This is a genomic window from Rhizobium sp. RHZ02, from assembly GCF_014851575.1.
GTDB lineage: Bacteria > Pseudomonadota > Alphaproteobacteria > Rhizobiales > Rhizobiaceae > Rhizobium > Rhizobium altiplani.
Genome location: NZ_JACUZX010000014.1, coordinates 58207 through 72955, shown reverse-complemented (window position 1 = coordinate 72955; position 14749 = coordinate 58207). Strand labels below are relative to the sequence as shown.

Annotated in this window: 14 protein-coding genes; 7 read left to right on the top strand and 7 right to left on the bottom strand. The window is 60.9% G+C overall.

Features of this window, described 5'->3' with window-relative positions; genetic code table 11:
- The first annotated feature begins 74 nt into the window (after window positions 1-74).
- On the top strand, window positions 75-1340 hold the full coding sequence (gene sbmA, locus IB244_RS19595) for a peptide antibiotic transporter SbmA (protein WP_018857550.1): 1266 nt from the start codon (window positions 75-77) through the stop codon (window positions 1338-1340).
- Window positions 1341-1362: 22 nt separating this feature from the next.
- Here sbmA and IB244_RS19590 read toward each other — a convergent pair whose 3' ends face one another.
- Together IB244_RS19590 and IB244_RS19585 are read right to left on the bottom strand one after the other, a co-directional pair.
- Window positions 1363-1629 (bottom strand): DUF2277 domain-containing protein, encoded by a 267-nt coding sequence (locus IB244_RS19590; protein ID WP_018857551.1) that lies wholly within the window; start codon window positions 1627-1629, stop codon window positions 1363-1365.
- 134 nt (window positions 1630-1763) lie between these two features.
- The gene (locus tag IB244_RS19585; RefSeq protein WP_018857552.1) at window positions 1764-2762 is read right to left on the bottom strand and encodes a polysaccharide deacetylase; all 999 of its coding nucleotides are present in this window, start codon (window positions 2760-2762) and stop codon (window positions 1764-1766) included.
- Between the two features lie 117 nt (window positions 2763-2879).
- Here IB244_RS19585 and IB244_RS19580 point away from each other — a divergent pair, with 117 nt between their 5' ends.
- The 3 genes from IB244_RS19580 to der all read left to right on the top strand — a co-directional run bounded on the left by IB244_RS19580 (window position 2880) and on the right by der (window position 5692).
- Window positions 2880-3464 carry an NnrU family protein gene (locus IB244_RS19580; protein WP_018857553.1) on the top strand — a complete coding sequence of 195 codons (585 nt, stop codon included), beginning with the start codon at window positions 2880-2882 and terminating at the stop codon, window positions 3462-3464.
- Between the two features lie 104 nt (window positions 3465-3568).
- Window positions 3569-4252, top strand: coding sequence for a tetratricopeptide repeat protein (locus IB244_RS19575; RefSeq protein ID WP_018857554.1), 684 nt, complete (start codon window positions 3569-3571; stop codon window positions 4250-4252).
- Between the two features lie 15 nt (window positions 4253-4267).
- On the top strand, window positions 4268-5692 hold the full coding sequence (gene der, locus IB244_RS19570; protein ID WP_018857555.1) for a ribosome biogenesis GTPase Der: 1425 nt from the start codon (window positions 4268-4270) through the stop codon (window positions 5690-5692).
- 14 nt (window positions 5693-5706) lie between these two features.
- On the opposite strand, the gene IB244_RS19565 is transcribed toward der, so the two are convergent.
- On the bottom strand, window positions 5707-6144 hold the full coding sequence (locus IB244_RS19565; protein WP_018857556.1) for a MarR family winged helix-turn-helix transcriptional regulator: 438 nt from the start codon (window positions 6142-6144) through the stop codon (window positions 5707-5709).
- Window positions 6145-6303: 159 nt separating this feature from the next.
- Here IB244_RS19565 and IB244_RS19560 point away from each other — a divergent pair, with 159 nt between their 5' ends.
- On the top strand, window positions 6304-7317 hold the full coding sequence (locus IB244_RS19560; RefSeq protein ID WP_018857557.1) for an alpha/beta hydrolase: 1014 nt from the start codon (window positions 6304-6306) through the stop codon (window positions 7315-7317).
- Window positions 7318-7322: 5 nt separating this feature from the next.
- On the opposite strand, the gene IB244_RS19555 is transcribed toward IB244_RS19560, so the two are convergent.
- Entirely contained in the window at window positions 7323-8489 is a 1167-nt protein-coding gene (locus tag IB244_RS19555; protein WP_083929858.1) for a glycosyltransferase family 4 protein, read from the bottom strand.
- A gap of 156 nt (window positions 8490-8645) precedes the next feature.
- Complete coding sequence (locus tag IB244_RS19550) at window positions 8646-9566, bottom strand: sugar kinase (RefSeq protein WP_018857559.1); 921 nt, start codon at window positions 9564-9566, stop codon at window positions 8646-8648.
- A 151-nt stretch (window positions 9567-9717) separates the two neighbouring features.
- On the opposite strand from IB244_RS19550, the gene IB244_RS19545 reads away from it, so the two are divergent.
- Window positions 9718-9951: a hypothetical protein gene (locus tag IB244_RS19545; protein ID WP_018857560.1), complete on the top strand. Its 234-nt coding sequence runs from the start codon at window positions 9718-9720 to the stop codon at window positions 9949-9951.
- 66 nt (window positions 9952-10017) lie between these two features.
- Window positions 10018-11667 (top strand): alpha-glucosidase, encoded by a 1650-nt coding sequence (locus IB244_RS19540; protein WP_192305291.1) that lies wholly within the window; start codon window positions 10018-10020, stop codon window positions 11665-11667.
- Between the two features lie 9 nt (window positions 11668-11676).
- Here the strand turns inward: IB244_RS19540 and ade are convergent, their stop codons facing one another.
- On the bottom strand, window positions 11677-13374 hold the full coding sequence (gene ade, locus IB244_RS19535) for an adenine deaminase (protein ID WP_018857562.1): 1698 nt from the start codon (window positions 13372-13374) through the stop codon (window positions 11677-11679).
- A 137-nt stretch (window positions 13375-13511) separates the two neighbouring features.
- Window positions 13512-14615: a branched-chain amino acid ABC transporter substrate-binding protein gene (locus tag IB244_RS19530; RefSeq protein ID WP_018857563.1), complete on the bottom strand. Its 1104-nt coding sequence runs from the start codon at window positions 14613-14615 to the stop codon at window positions 13512-13514.
- Between the last annotated feature and the right edge of the window lie 134 nt (window positions 14616-14749).

Below are 14749 nucleotides of genomic sequence, written 5' to 3'. Positions count from 1 at the left end.
ACTGCCGTAGTTTTCGCCGCAATCTGTCTGTTTAGAGACACCGAAGACTCCAGTTCAGGAAAGCAAGCTCTCCCGTGTTCGTATCGTATTTCCCCAGGCCCAGGCTTTTCTTCATCTCAGCTGTTGCTTGGGCACTTCTGGCCGTTCTCTTTTGGTATTTCGTGGGTTCCGGCCTAGGCTCGGTGATCGGCCTCCCGCCGCTGGCTCCAGGGGCGGAGGCTCCAATCGGTGTTTCGGTCTTCTGGTCGGCTCCGTTCCTGTGGTTCTACATCTATTATGCTTTGGCCGTGGCGCTCTTCGCCGCCTTCTGGTTTACCTACAGCCCGCATCGCTGGCAGATGTGGTCGGTGCTCGGCTCGGCACTGATCATCTTCAACACCTACTTTTCGGTTCAGGTGAGCGTCGCCATCAATGCGTGGTATGGACCGTTCTATGACCTGATCCAGCAGGCGCTCGCAAAGACGGCGCCGGTGACCGCAATGCAACTCTACCTCGGCATGTTGGGCTTTGCCGGCATCGCCTTCGTGGCGATCACCGTCGGCGTGCTCAACCTCTTCTTCGTCAGCCATTGGATCTTCCGCTGGCGCACGGCGATGAACGAATACTACATGGCACACTGGCCGAAGCTCAGGCACATCGAGGGCGCCTCGCAGCGTGTCCAGGAAGACACGATGCGCTTTTCCTCCACGGTCGAAAGCCTTGGCGTCAGCCTCGTCAGCTCGGTCATGACGCTGATCGCCTTTCTGCCGGTGCTATTCAAGATCGGCGCTAATATCACCGAGTTGCCGCTGATCGGCGAGGTGCCGCACGCGCTCGTCTGGGCCGCAATCTTCTGGTCGATCTTCGGAACAGTCTTCCTCGGATTGGTCGGCATCAAGCTGCCGGGCCTCGAGTTCCGCAACCAGCGCGTCGAAGCCTCCTACCGCAAGGAACTCGTCTACGGCGAAGACCATGCCGACCGCGCGACGCCGCCGACTGTCGCCGAGCTTTTCGCCAATGTGCGCCGCAACTATTTCCGGCTCTATTTCCACTACATGTATTTCAACGTCGCCCGCATCTTCTATCTGCAGGCGGATAACCTCTTCAGCCTGATCGTGCTCGTGCCGTCGATCGTCGCCGGCAAGCTGACGCTCGGCTTGATGACGCAGATCAACAACGTCTTCGACCAGGTGCGCGGCTCGTTCCAGTATCTCGTCAATTCCTGGACGACCATCGTCGAGCTGTTGTCGATCTACAAGCGCCTTCGCACCTTCGAATCCGCGATCGAAGGCGAGCCGCTGCCGGATATCGACCAACGCTATCTGGAGCGCGAGGCTGGCATCGTTCACGCCGACGGCTAGAGTCGTCGGCTGTGAGGCCCTCTTAGGCGAACCGCATCGCTGTTCTCGCGCGAGCCTTTGCGGCCACTTCTTCACGGTCACGAGGAGGCTGGGAAGTCTCCAGTGAATCAAGCAACTCGTGGGCGCATTTCGCGATCGAATTGACCGCACGTTCGAACGCCGCCTCATTGCGTTTCGATGGTTTGGTCGTTCCGCTCAGCTTCCGCACGAACTGAAGCGCCGCATCATGGATCTCCTCGTCCGTTGCTGGCGGATCGAAATTGAAGAGGGGTTTGATATTCCGGCACATGACTAGCTCCCGGTCGTCTTCTCTCCGCCACTACGAGGAGGGTGGCGTAGGACAGAAGGTAGTCGCGTAAGCGCTAATTGCAAACGGACCAGATGGCCGCGCCGGCAAAAGGCGGAAGGGATGGCAATGCCTGCTTAAAGACCCGATGTTTGCGTCTGGTCCTGCAGCTTACCCCGCGCTTCGATCATCGGGATCGCCTTCGAATAGCTGACGCAGGCTACGTCCGCGCGACGGCAGACATCGCTGACCAGCCGGTCGAGCGCGCGCCAATAGGCGCCGCCGTTCATCTCGACGAAGTGAAAGCCCAGCTGCAGCGGGATGCGGCTGCCTGAATACTGCTTGTCGAAGGCTTCCTTGAAGGCGGCATAGGAGCGGTCTTCGAATGCCTTCGAATCGGCCTTGTCTTCCTCGCCGTTGGAGTGGCGAACGAAGAGGTTGTAGTCCATGCCGATGATCGGTTTTTCGCGCGGGCCCTCGGGGATCAGTGGCAGGCCGAAGCGGATGATGCCGTTTTCCTCGACCGGCAGGGTCGGCCCCTTGGTCACCAGGCTGGCGTCATAGGTGAAACCGGCCTTCCTTTCCGCGGCGATCATATCGGCGCCCGGCGTTGCCGAGAGATAGGGCGCGCGGAAGCCGTGGATGCCATGGTCGACCAGATCCTGCCAGCCCTTGGGTTCTTCGAGGTCGACGCTCTTCCAGGCATTCTTCAAGGTGGCTTGGAAGGTGGCGAACTCCTTGCCCCAATCTGCCTCGCTCCACTGCCGTCCATCGAAGTGGCCGCAGGCGTGGCTCGAGATGTCGTGCCCCTCGAGGTGGGCGTGCCAGATGTTGCCGAGCCGCTCGCGAATCTCGTCGTCGCCCTGGGCAAAGCCGACATTGGATTTGCCAAGCTTCTGGTGCGGCGCCTGATAGGCCTTCTTGGTCGCCTGGTTCATCAGGAAGGTGCAGGAGAGGAAGTAGGTGAAATGGGCGCCGTTCTTGGCGGCCATCTCACGGCTTTTCTGCCAGAGCGCATTGTCGTGCGCACCGTCGAACGAGATCATCACCAGCTGTTTCGGCTGGTCGACAGCGCCCGCTGTGCCTGGAATAAACAAAGAGAGGGCGAGGGAGGCCTGGAAAAAAGAACGAAACATGGACACCGCGAGAATTTGTTTGCGGCTTTCCTGTTACAGAAATGCGGCGAAGCTGCGGTGACGCTGGCGTTTTTGCGCGGCTCCGGCTAAGTCTCGGAAAACGCACAGGAGATCGCCATGACATTGCTTATCGTCGGCATCATCATTTTCCTCGGACTTCATCTCATACGCGTCATCGCGCCCGGCTTTCGACAGTCCATGATCGATAGTCTCGGCGAGAACGGCTGGAAGCTGGCGTATTCCATCGTCAGCATTCTCGCGCTGATCCTGCTGATTTACGGCTTTGGTCAGGCCCGTCAGGTGACCGGCTTGCTCTACACGCCGCCGGTCTGGATGGCGCACATCACCCTGACCCTGATGCTGCTCGCAATGATCTGTCTGGTCGCCGCGCTGCTGCCGGCGGGGTATATCGCCGTCAAGGCGAAGCATCCGATGGTGCTTTCGGTGAAGATCTGGGCCTTCTCGCACCTGCTGGCCAATGGCGAGACCTCTTCGGTACTGCTGTTTGGTGCTTTCCTGGCATGGGGTGTGATCCTGCGGATTGCGCTGAAGCGTCGTGAGCGCGCCGGCGAGCTCACCCTTCGTCCGTTCGTCTCGGGCAAGTATGATCTCTATGCCGTCATCATCGGCGCGATCGCCTGGGCGCTCATCACGTTCAAGCTGCACGAGCTATTGATTGGCGTGGCTCCGATCGTTATGTGACGAATCTTTCCAATCCCCCTTACAACTGCTGAAAAATGGGGTAGAAGGCGCCACAATGTGCGTGCAACCCGCATGCCGAAGCATATCCGCGGCCGGAGACGAGAATGGCATTCAACGACGACAGCTTCATTCGTGAAGTTAATGAGGAACTGCGTTCCGACCAGGTGAAAGGCGCATGGCGCCGGTTCGGCCGCTACCTGATCGCGCTCGCCGTCCTGATCGTTCTCGGCACCGTCGGCTACAAGGTCTATGAATATTGGGACGACAACCAGTCCTCCGGCGCGGGTGACAAGTTTATCGCTGCCATGAAACTCGCCGACGAGAACAAGCACGACGAGGCGCTGGCAGCGCTTGAGACGCTCGAAAAGGAAGGCCACGGAGCCTATCCGATCCTCGCGCGGATGCGTGCCGCAAGCGTTCTCGCCCAGAAGGGCGATACGGCGGGTGCTGTGGCGGCCTTTGAGGTGATCGGCAAGGATAACGCCGCGCCGGCAGCTGTGCGCGATGCCGCCAGAATGCGCGCCGGCTGGCTGCTGATCGAAGGTGGCACCTACGAACAGGTCTCGGCCCAGGTTGAGGAAATGGCTGTTCCCGGCAACGCCTTCCGTCACTCCGCCCGCGAAGCACTCGGCCTTGCTGCCTACAAGGCTGGCAACATGCCGCAGGCACGCCAGTGGTTCCAGGCGATCGCCGACGACGCGCAGAGCCCGCGCAATGTTGCCAATCGCGCCCAGATGATGCTTGATAACATCACCGCATCCGGCAAGGCGCCCGCCGCACAGGGCTGAAAGTAAGGAATATCAATGAGCTTCACGGTCGCCATCGTCGGTCGCCCGAATGTTGGCAAGTCGACGCTTTTCAACCGCCTGGTTGGGAAGAAGCTGGCGCTTGTCGACGACACGCCGGGTGTCACCCGCGACCGTCGCCCCGGCGAGGCGCGGCTCGTCGACCTGCGTTTCACCATCGTTGATACCGCCGGTCTTGAAGAGGCCCATGAAGAGAGCCTGCAGGGCCGCATGCGCGCCCAGACCGAAGCGGCGATCGATGAAGCCGACCTTTCTCTGTTCGTCGTCGATGCCAAGACGGGCCTGACGCCTGTCGACACGGCGCTCGCGGAAATGCTGCGTCGTCGCGGCAAGCCGGTCGTGCTCGTGGCCAACAAGTCGGAAGCTCGCGGCTCGGACGCTGGGTTTTACGACGCTTATTCGCTCGGCCTTGGCGAGCCGACTCCGATCTCGGCGGAGCACGGGCAGGGGATGCTCGATCTTAGGGATGCGATCGTTGCCGCGCTTGGCGAAGACCGGGCGTTTCCGCCGAAGGAAGATGTCGCCGTCACCGACGTCGATATCCCTCAGTCGTCCGGCGAGGAAGGCGAGGAAGAGGAAGAACCCGTATACGACGACACCAAGCCGCTGCGTGTGGCGATCGTCGGCCGCCCGAATGCCGGCAAGTCGACCCTGATCAACCGCTTCCTGGGTGAGGACCGGTTGCTGACCGGACCGGAAGCCGGAATCACACGCGACTCCATCTCGGTTGAATGGGACTGGCGCGGCCGCACCATCAAGATGTTCGACACGGCAGGCATGCGCCGCAAGGCCAAGGTGATCGAGAAGCTGGAAAAGCTTTCGGTTGCAGATACGCTCCGCGCTATCCGCTTCGCCGAACTTGTCGTCATCGTCTTTGACGCGACGATCCCCTTCGAGAAACAGGATCTGCACATCGTCGATCTCGTGCTGCGCGAGGGCCGGGCTGCCGTGCTCGCCTTCAACAAGTGGGACATGATCGAGGAGCCGCAGGCGGTTCTCGCGGACCTGCGCGAAAAGACCGACCGGCTGCTGCCGCAGGCGCGAGGAATCCGCGCCGTACCGATCTCCGGCCAGACGGGTCGCGGGCTCGACAAGCTGATGCAGTCGATCATCGATACGGACAAGGTCTGGAACAAGCGCATCTCGACCGCTCGCCTCAACCGTTGGCTGGAGCAGCAGCAGGTTCAGCATCCGCCACCGGCAGTCTCCGGTCGCCGTATCAAGCTCAAGTATATGACGCAGGTGAAGGCTCGCCCGCCGGCCTTCATGATCTCCTGCACGCGCTCGGACGCGTTGCCGGAATCCTATACGCGTTATCTGATCAATGGCTTGCGCAACGATTTCGACATGCCGAGCGTGCCGATCCGCATTCACTACCGCTCGCCCGAAAATCCGTACGAATCGAAGAAAAGACGGAGCTGATCAAGCGAGCAATCTTACGTCTCATAACGCGACAGCGTATCGCGTAGTGTGATGATATCTGCCGCCAGCCGCTTCAGTTCTGCAAATTCCCGGCCCGATGCATCCAGAATGCAGCCGGGAATGGATGCCGCACGCTTCCTGAGTTCGCGGCCTTCCTCAGTCAGGCCAATAATGACGACACGCTCGTCCTCCTTGCCGCGCTGCCGCTTGATGTAGCCGGTCGCTTCCATGCGTTTGAGGAGGGGGGTAAGGGTGCTCGACTCGAGATGCAGCTTCTCGCCGATGCCGCCGACAGTCTGTCTGTCTTCCTTCCAGAGAGTGACCATTACCAGATATTGCGGGTATGTGAGATCCAGTGCGTCAAGCATCGGCTTGTAGACGCGGTTCATCGCGTGGTTCGCGGTGTAGAGGGCGAAGCACATAAAATCGTCGAGGTTGAGATCGTCGCTCATGTCGTGTTCTCCGGAAATGATCTAATTATATCGCGCAATAAATAATCGCAATCAAGTTTGTTGCATAGGAGTTATGCCAGAATGTTTATCGTGCGATAAACAATAGTGCGATAAACAAATGGTGTGTTCACGACGAACCGCAACCAAGAGGACTGGACAATGTCGACCATCAAGACCGCACTCTCCGCAGCCACGATCCTGGCAGCCACCACATTCGGCGCCGCTGCCGATCCGGTATTGGAACCGACGACGCAGAAGTTCATCGACGCGCTGGCCGGCGCCAAGCCGATCTACACGCTGTCTCCGTCCGACGCCCGCGACGTACTTGCCGGAGCGCAGAAGGGCGATGTCAAGAAACTCGCCGCCAAGGAAGAGAACCTCACGATCAAGGCTGGTCCGACCGGCAGCATCAAGCTGCGCGTCGTCCGTCCGGAAGGCGCGAAGGGCAAGTTGCCCGTCGTGATGTATTTCCACGGTGGCGGCTGGGTTCTCGGCGATGCCGAGACGCATGACCGGCTCGTTCGCGAGATCGCCAACGGCGCCAAGGCCGCCGTCGTCTTCGTTGATTATGAGCGCTCGCCTGAGGCACGCTATCCGATCGCGATCGAGCAGGCCTATGCCGCTACGAAATACGTCGCTGAGCATCAGAAGGAATTCAACGTCGATGCGAGCCGCCTGGCAGTGGCCGGCGATAGCGTCGGTGGCAACATGACGGCAGCAGTGACCCTTCTAGCCAAGGAGCGGGGCGGTCCCGCAATCGATCAGCAGGTCATGTTCTATCCCGTGACCGACGCCAACTTCGAGACCGGCTCCTACAACCAGTTCGCCAATGGTCCCTGGCTGACCAAGGAGGCCATGAAGTGGTTTTGGAACGCCTATCTGCCTGACGAAGCCAAGCGCAAGGAGCCGACCGCTTCGCCGCTCCAGGCATCGCTCGACCAACTGAAGGGCTTGCCGCCGGCATTGATTATTACCGATGAGAACGACGTGCTGCGCGACGAAGGCGAGGCCTATGGCCGCAAGCTGACGCAAGCCGGCGTCAAGGTAACCTCCATCCGCTACAACGGTACGATCCATGACTTCGTGCTTCTGAACGCCATTGCCGAGACACCGGCAGTGCGCAGCGCGGTCTCGGTCGCCAGCCAGACGCTGCGCGAGGCGCTCAGCAAGTAACGCCTTCAGGTTCCCGAAGAGACAGGCCCGGCGGCTTCGCCGGGCTTTTTCGTTCTTGGCAGCGACTTGGCGGCAAATTGCCAGGCCTTTTTCCATTTCGGCGTAATGACACCGTTGGCAGCGCGGATGTTGTTGATGAACTGCGTGGTTGCCGCTTCCCAGGAATATTGAAGCGCGAGTTCGCGTGCTTTCTCGCGGGAAGCAGACAATGCCGTCAGGCAGGCCGTTTTCAGGTCGTCGTCGAGTGCTCCGACTTCGTTGTCGTCTCCGATGATGTCGAACGGGCCGGTGACAGGGTAGGCGGCCACGGGAACGCCTGACGCGAGGGCCTCGAGGATCGTATTGCCGAACGTATCCGTCAGCGACGGGAAGACGAAGACATCGGCCTGGGCATAGGCCTTTGCCAGCTCCTCGCCGACTTTTAGGCCGGTGAAATGCACATCGGGATAGCGTTTCTCGAGTTCCGTGCGGGCCGGCCCGTCACCGACGACGACCTTCGATCCGGGCAGGTCGAGATCCAGGAAGGCCGGCAGGTTCTTTTCCAGGGCAACGCGGCCGACTGTCATGAAGATCGGGCGGGTAAGGCTGAACGGCGCATCTTCCGGGGGCATGGGGCGGAAATGATCGGCATCAATGCCGCGGCTCCACGGCATGAGGTTTCGAATGCCCTTTTCGGAGAGTTCGCGCGCGAGGCTTGGGGTCGCGACCATGCAACCGGCGCCCGAGTTGTGAAACCAGCGAACGAAGGCGTAAAGCCAGCTCTTCGGTATGGGCAGGCGAGCCGAAACGTATTCCGGAAAGCGAGTGTGGTAGCTGGTGGAGAAAGGCATGCGATTCTTCAGACACCAGCGCCGCGCCGTCAGTCCCAACGGGCCCTCCGTCGCGATATGAACGTAGGAGGGCATGTGTTTCTTGATCTCGCGCGCGACGCGGCGGTAGCTCGCTATCGAGAGACGAATTTCGGGATACGTGGGGCAGGGCACGCTGTGAAAGCCCTGCGGCGTCACCATCGCCACGTCGATGCCCATCTTCGCCAGTTCGCGATTGGTGTTCTCGATCGAACGGACGACGCCGTTGACCTGCGGATGCCAGGCATCGCTGACAATCACCAGCCGTTCCGCCATGCCCAGCCGAGATGCATACCGGCCTTCGTTGCCTCCAACATCCGACATATGTTGCAGCACGCCCCAATCCCATCCATGCCGCGCCCGCGGGGGCGCCGGCCCAATTCCCGGCTGACCCGGAGACTCGATTCCCGCGCCTCACATTCTGGCGGTCGTCGATGATGGAAATATTACAGTCGCACTGCGCCGATCGTTCGATGTTGCTCAGGTCTTGTCGATGCCGAGCTTTTCCCATGCGACGAGGGCGCCGTGTTCGCTAACCACGCGTGCGGCGACCTTCGCGGCAAACGCCGCTGCAGCAGGGGCGTCCTTCGTTTCGAGATAGCGGGCGAGAAATGCGCCGTTGAAACTGTCGCCGGCGCTGGTCGTGTCGACGACCTGTTCGACCTTTTCGGCTGGGACGAAGCTCTCCACGCCGTCGAAGCTCAGGGTCGCTCCCTCTGCGCCGTTCTTAACGACCACATCGGTCGCGCCAAGCGTGCGATACCGCTGGATCGTCGCAGCGATCGAGACGTCGCCGAAGTGCGTTGCTTCGTCGTCAAAACTCGGCAGCACCAGGGACGAGGCGCGCGCACCTTCGCTGATCGTCGCATGCATCACGTCATAGCCGGACCAAAGCCGCGGGCGGATATTGGGGTCGAAGGCCACGATCTTGCCGGCGGCCTTGGCGCGACGGACTTCGGCGAGCAACGTATCGGCGTCATTGCGAGACAGGATCGCAAGTGTGATGCCGGAGAAATAGATGACATCGCATGCCTCGATCGCCTCGCGCAGGAGCTCCGCATCGGCTGCCAGCTGGCGGGCGGCCGAGTTGTCGCGCCAGTAGCTGAAGGAGCGCTCGCCGTCCTTGAGGCTGATCATGTAGAGACCGGGCGCCTTACCCTTGATGCGCCTGATAAATTCCGTGCCGATGCCAGCCTGCTTGTAGAAGGCGATCATCTCATCGGACATGGCTTCGTCGCCGAGCGCGGTAAAATACTCCACCGACCAATCTGCCGGCAGGCAGGCGCGAGCATACCAGGCGGTGTTCAGCGTATCGCCGGCAAAGCCCTTGCGTAGCAATCCGGCGCCTGCCTGCGAAAGCTCCACCATGCATTCACCGATCGATAAAAAACGCCCGCTCACAGAAAGCCTCCCTGAATTTTCCCGTTTCGCTGATACGCGCAGAGCACCTTCCTGACAAGCCGCGAGCGGCATGTGCCTGCGGCATTAGGCCGGATTTGTTGACCGTGTGGACGGGGCGCATAATGACGCGCGTAGCTATGGGGATATGTTCATGCAGAAGATCCCAGTTTCTCTGATCGCCATTTCACTTATCGCGGGACTATCCCTCTCAGCTATTCCCGCTTTCGCACGCGGCGGAGGCAAGGGCCGAAAGATGGATTGCCAGACACTCGCCATGCAGGAGCGCAACTCCGTGGGCGGCAAGCTACCGAGCAAGGACATCAAGCGCCGCGACAAGATAAAGCGCAGAATGCAGAAACTTGGATGTGCGACGGATCCCGGCTGAAGGTTGTTTTTTGGCGCGCCCGCTTTAGTCTTGGCATGATTGCGTGATGCGGGAGATGATTGGCTGATGTCGGTTGCAGGCAAGACGGCGGACTGGTGGCGGGGTGCTGTCATTTATCAGGTCTATCCGCGATCCTTTCAGGATACCAACGGAGATGGTCTCGGAGACCTGAAGGGCATTACCCGGAGATTGCCCTATATCGCCAACCTTGGCGTAGATGCGATCTGGCTCTCGCCGTTCTTCAAGTCACCCATGGCCGACATGGGTTACGATGTTTCGGATTATTGCGATGTCGATCTGATCTTTGGCACGCTTGATGATTTCGATGAAATGATGGCGGCCGCCCATGGGCTCGGCCTCAAGATCATCATCGATCAGGTCATTTCCCATACCTCCGATGTTCATCCCTGGTTTGTCGAAAGCCGCTCGAGCCGGACCAATCCCAAGGCGGACTGGTATGTGTGGGCGGACCCGAAACGGGATGGGACGGCCCCCAACAACTGGCTCTCGATCTTCGGTGGACCAGGATGGGAATGGGACGGCGTGCGCCGGCAGTATTACCAGCATAACTTCCTGACCTCGCAGCCGGATCTCAACTTCCACAGTCCGGAGGTTCAGGATGCCGTGCTTGCCACCGTGAAGTTCTGGCTCGACCGCGGCGTCGACGGCTTCCGCCTCGACACTGTCAATTATTACTTCTGCGACAGGCTGCTTCGCGACAACCCTCCGCATGCGCCCGATGAGAGCGATACCGGTCTCGATGCGCCGGATACCAACCCGTACGGCATGCAGAACCACCTCTACGACAAGACGCAGCCGGAGAATGTCGGCTTCCTCCGGCGGTTCCGGGCGCTGCTTGATCGCTACGAGGCGCGCGCGACGGTCGGCGAGGTCGGCGACGGTGCCCGCTCGCTGAAGACCGTCGCCGCCTATACGGGCGGCGGCGACAAGCTGAACATGTGCTACACCTTCGACCTGCTCGGACCGGACTTTACCGCGACGCATATTCGAAACTGCGTCGATGCCTTCCAGAAATCGGTTGCCGATGGGTGGGTATGCTGGGCGTTCTCGAACCACGACGTCAACCGTCATCTGAGCCGCTTTGCCAAGGCGGCAGCAGAGCGGCCCGTGATCGCCAAGCTCGCCATGTCTGTGCTGGCGACGCTGCGCGGCTCGATCTGCCTCTACCAAGGAGAAGAACTTGGGCTTCCCGAGGCCGAGCTCGCCTTCGAGGATCTGCGTGATCCCTATGGCATCCGCTTCTGGCCGGCGTTCAAGGGACGTGACGGATGCCGCACTCCGATGCCCTGGGAGGCTGCCAAGGCGCATGCCGGCTTTACGAGCGCCGAGAAGTCATGGTTGCCGGTGCCTTATGAGCAGGCGGCGCTTTCCGTCGATACGCAGGAGAGCGATCCGAATTCCGTGTTGCACCACTACCGGCAGACGCTCAATTTCCGGAAAAGCCACCCGGCTTTGCTCAATGGCACTATGGAATTCATCGGTACCAATCAGGACCTTCTCGCCTTCACGCGCAGCAAGGGAAGCGAGAAGCTGCTCTTCGTCTTCAACCTGACGCGCAAGCCCGCGCAGTTCATCCCGCCGGCCGGAATGGTGATCGGAGAACGGCTGGCGATGCCGGGCTTCGCGGCGGCAGCCGGAACCGGTCCAATCAAGCTGGCCGCACTCGATGCATTCTGCGCACGGGTGGCTGGCTAAATTAGACGCTCACCCGACGAGGGCGAACTTGTCGACGTCCACCATTCCGCGATCCGAGATCTTCAGGTGCGGAATGACCGGGAGCGGCAGGAAGGCCACCTGCAGGAAGGGTTCCTCAAGCGTCGTGCCGAGCGCGTAGGCGGCCTTGCGTAGATGGTGGAGTGTGTCGCGCACCGTCTCGTAGGTCTCGAGGCTCATCAGGCCGGCAATGGGCAGGGCGATCTCGCCGGTGACCTTGCCATCCTCGACGACAACGAAGCCGCCGTTGATTTCGCCGAGGCGATTGGCGGCGAGGGCCATGTCATCCTCGCTGACGCCGACGACGCAGATGTTGTGACTGTCATGCCCGACGGTCGAGGCGATCGCACCTTTCTTCAGGCCGAAGCCCTGGACGAAACCATTGGCATGGTTGCCGTTCTTGCCGTGCCGCTCGATGACGGCGACTTTGATGATGTCATTGCCGAGATCGACGTCAGTCTGGTTGCCCTTCACCGGTAGCCGGTAGCGGCGATGTTCGGTGATGATCTTGCCGGGCGTGACGCCGATCACAGGGGTTTCGCCGTCGGCGACGGGAACGCCGAAGTGCGCGGCGTTGACGGGCCGGGCCTTGACGCTATCAAGGCCGACCGGTTCGACGGGCTTGCGCGTGGCGAAAAGCTCTGGGGTCACTTGGCGCCCAGCGGCAAAGACGAGATCTGCGCGGCAGTTTTCGAGGCTGTCGATGACCACGAGGTCTGCACGCCAGCCGGGGGCTACGAGACCGCGGTCCCTCAGGCCGAAGGCACGGGCAGCCGAGATCGACGCGGCGCGATAAATGGCCAGCGGCTCGACGCCGTTCTTGATCGCGGTCCGGATCATGTAGTCGAGATGGCCTTGCTCGGCGATGTCGAGGGGATTGCGGTCATCAGTGCAAAGGGCGAGGTACGGCGACAGGCGCTCGGTGATGATGGGCATCAGGGCCGCCAGATCCTTCGACACGGAACCCTCGCGCACGAGGATATGCATGCCCTTGCGCATCTTTTCTAGCGCTTCGGCAGCACTGGTGCATTCATGCTCGGTGCGGATGCCGGCGGAGAGGTAGCCATTCAGGTCATTGCCCGAGAGCAGGGGGGCGTGGCCGTCGATATGCTGCCCCTGGAAGGCATCGAGCTTGGCCATGCAGATGGGATCCTTGTGGATCACACCGGGGAAGTTCATGAACTCGGCGAGGCCGATGACCTTCGGATGATGGCGAAATGGAAGGAGACGTTCGATCGGCAGATCTGCGCCCGATGTTTCCAGATGTGTGGCGGGCACGCAGGAGGAGAGTTGGACACGGATGTCCATGATCGTTTCGAGGGACGAATCGAGGAAATACTGAATGCCTTCGGTGCCGAGAACATTTGCAATCTCGTGCGGGTCGCAGATGACTGTCGTTACGCCATAGGGCAGGACGCAGCGGTCGAATTCGTGCGGCGTCACCAGCGACGACTCGATGTGGAGATGCGTATCGATGAAGCCCGGCACCACGATCTTGCCCGAGATATCGATCTCGGTTTCGCCGTCGTAGCTGCCGCACGTGCCGACGATACGATCCTGTGCGATCGCGACATCGGATGCCACCAGTTCGCCGGTCACGAGGTCGAAGAAGCGTCCGCCTTTCAGAACGATGTCGGCGGGCAGGCGGCCCGTCCCTTGGTCGATAAGGCGTTCGAGCTTGGCGGTCATGGCATCCTCGTGCTGGCGTTTCACCAGTTATAGCCCATGTGTCTGACAAAGCGAGATCGGCTTTGTCGGCCGGTCCACAAACGAAAACCGGGCGCCCCAGAGGGACGCCCGGCGATCGAAATCGGAAGATCGAAGGCTTATTCGGCCGGAACGATCTTGCCAGCTTCCCACTTGTAGAGCGCGAAGCTCTGCGAAGTCAGGTCGCCGGTTTCGCCGTAGGTCAACTTGCCGATTGCCGTCGGGATCGCTTCGCCGCCCTTCAGCGCCTTGGCGACTGCTTCGGAATCCTCAGCGCTGCCAGCCTTCTCGATACCTGCCTTCAGGACTTCGACTGCGGCGTAGGCGTTGAGCGTGAAGGCTTCGGCCGGGATGCCCTTGGCCTTCAGCGCATCGGCAGCTGCCTGCGAATCCGGGCTCTTGGTCGCATCCATGGCATTGGTGAAGATCGTGCCGCCGGCTGCGTCGGTACCGATGTTCCAGAACTCGCTGTTCGAGAGGCCGTCGCCGCCGATGATGACGGCCTTGACGGACAGGTCATGCAGCTGGCGGGCCAGCAGGCCGCCTTCCGGGTGATAGCCGCCGAAATAGACGACATCGACGTTCTCGGCCTTCAGACGGGTGGTCAGCGCGCTGAAATCCTTGTCGCCAGGGGTCAGGGAGTCGTCGAGCACTTCCTTGATGCCGCCAGCATTCAGTGTGGCCTTGAATGAATCGGCCAGGCCCTTACCGTAGGCGCCCTTGTCGTTGATGATCGCAACGCGCTTGTCCTTGAAGTTCTTCAGGACGTAGTTGGCGGCGACTTCGGCCTGCTGGTCGTCGCGACCGCAGGTGCGCAGGACGTTGGCGAGGCCACGCTTGGTGAGGTCTGGTGCGGTTGCCGTCGGGGTGACCATCAGCACGCCGTTCTCAGCAAGAACGTCGGAAGCCGGGATCGCGACGCCCGAGGTGACCGGGCCGACGACGAAGCGGATACCGTCGCCGACGAGCTGGTTTGCAGCGGAAACGCCCTGCTTGGGTTCGCCGGCATCGTCGGCATATTTGAGGATGACTTTCTCGCCGAGGATGCCGCCCTTCTTGTTGATCTCGTCAACAGCAGCCTGCGCGCCATTCTTCACCTGATCGCCATAGGCGGCAACGGGGCCAGTCAGCGGCGCGATGAGGCCGATGGTGACGTCAGCATGGGCGAGCGGCGCAAAGGCAAGCGAGGCGACGAGGGCCGCCGACAAAGTCTTCAGACTCATTTTCTTTCTCCTTGGGTGGGTATCAAAACCCGCGATTTAAGTGCCGCGGCGGCGAGCCCAGATCGTCAACAACCCTTGCAGGGGGATGCGCCAAGAGACGATGAGCAGCCGCGCGCCGAAACACCCGCCCTCCA

Bases quoted from the DNA above. Each gene is read 5' to 3' on its own strand.
- IB244_RS19590 (WP_018857551.1), bottom strand. From the start codon at position 1,629: ATGTGCCGGAATATCAAACCCCTCTTCAATTTCGATCCGCCAGCAACG.
- IB244_RS19545 (WP_018857560.1), top strand. From the start codon at position 9,718: ATGCAGAAGATCCCAGTTTCTCTGATCGCCATTTCACTTATCGCGGGA.
- IB244_RS19585 (WP_018857552.1), bottom strand. From the start codon at position 2,762: ATGTTTCGTTCTTTTTTCCAGGCCTCCCTCGCCCTCTCTTTGTTTATT.
- IB244_RS19580 (WP_018857553.1), top strand. From the start codon at position 2,880: ATGACATTGCTTATCGTCGGCATCATCATTTTCCTCGGACTTCATCTC.
- IB244_RS19555 (WP_083929858.1), bottom strand. From the start codon at position 8,489: ATGTCGGATGTTGGAGGCAACGAAGGCCGGTATGCATCTCGGCTGGGC.
- IB244_RS19565 (WP_018857556.1), bottom strand. From the start codon at position 6,144: ATGAGCGACGATCTCAACCTCGACGATTTTATGTGCTTCGCCCTCTAC.
- ade (WP_018857562.1), bottom strand. From the start codon at position 13,374: ATGACCGCCAAGCTCGAACGCCTTATCGACCAAGGGACGGGCCGCCTG.
- IB244_RS19540 (WP_192305291.1), top strand. From the start codon at position 10,018: ATGTCGGTTGCAGGCAAGACGGCGGACTGGTGGCGGGGTGCTGTCATT.
- IB244_RS19575 (WP_018857554.1), top strand. From the start codon at position 3,569: ATGGCATTCAACGACGACAGCTTCATTCGTGAAGTTAATGAGGAACTG.
- der (WP_018857555.1), top strand. From the start codon at position 4,268: ATGAGCTTCACGGTCGCCATCGTCGGTCGCCCGAATGTTGGCAAGTCG.
- IB244_RS19560 (WP_018857557.1), top strand. From the start codon at position 6,304: ATGTCGACCATCAAGACCGCACTCTCCGCAGCCACGATCCTGGCAGCC.
- IB244_RS19530 (WP_018857563.1), bottom strand. From the start codon at position 14,615: ATGAGTCTGAAGACTTTGTCGGCGGCCCTCGTCGCCTCGCTTGCCTTT.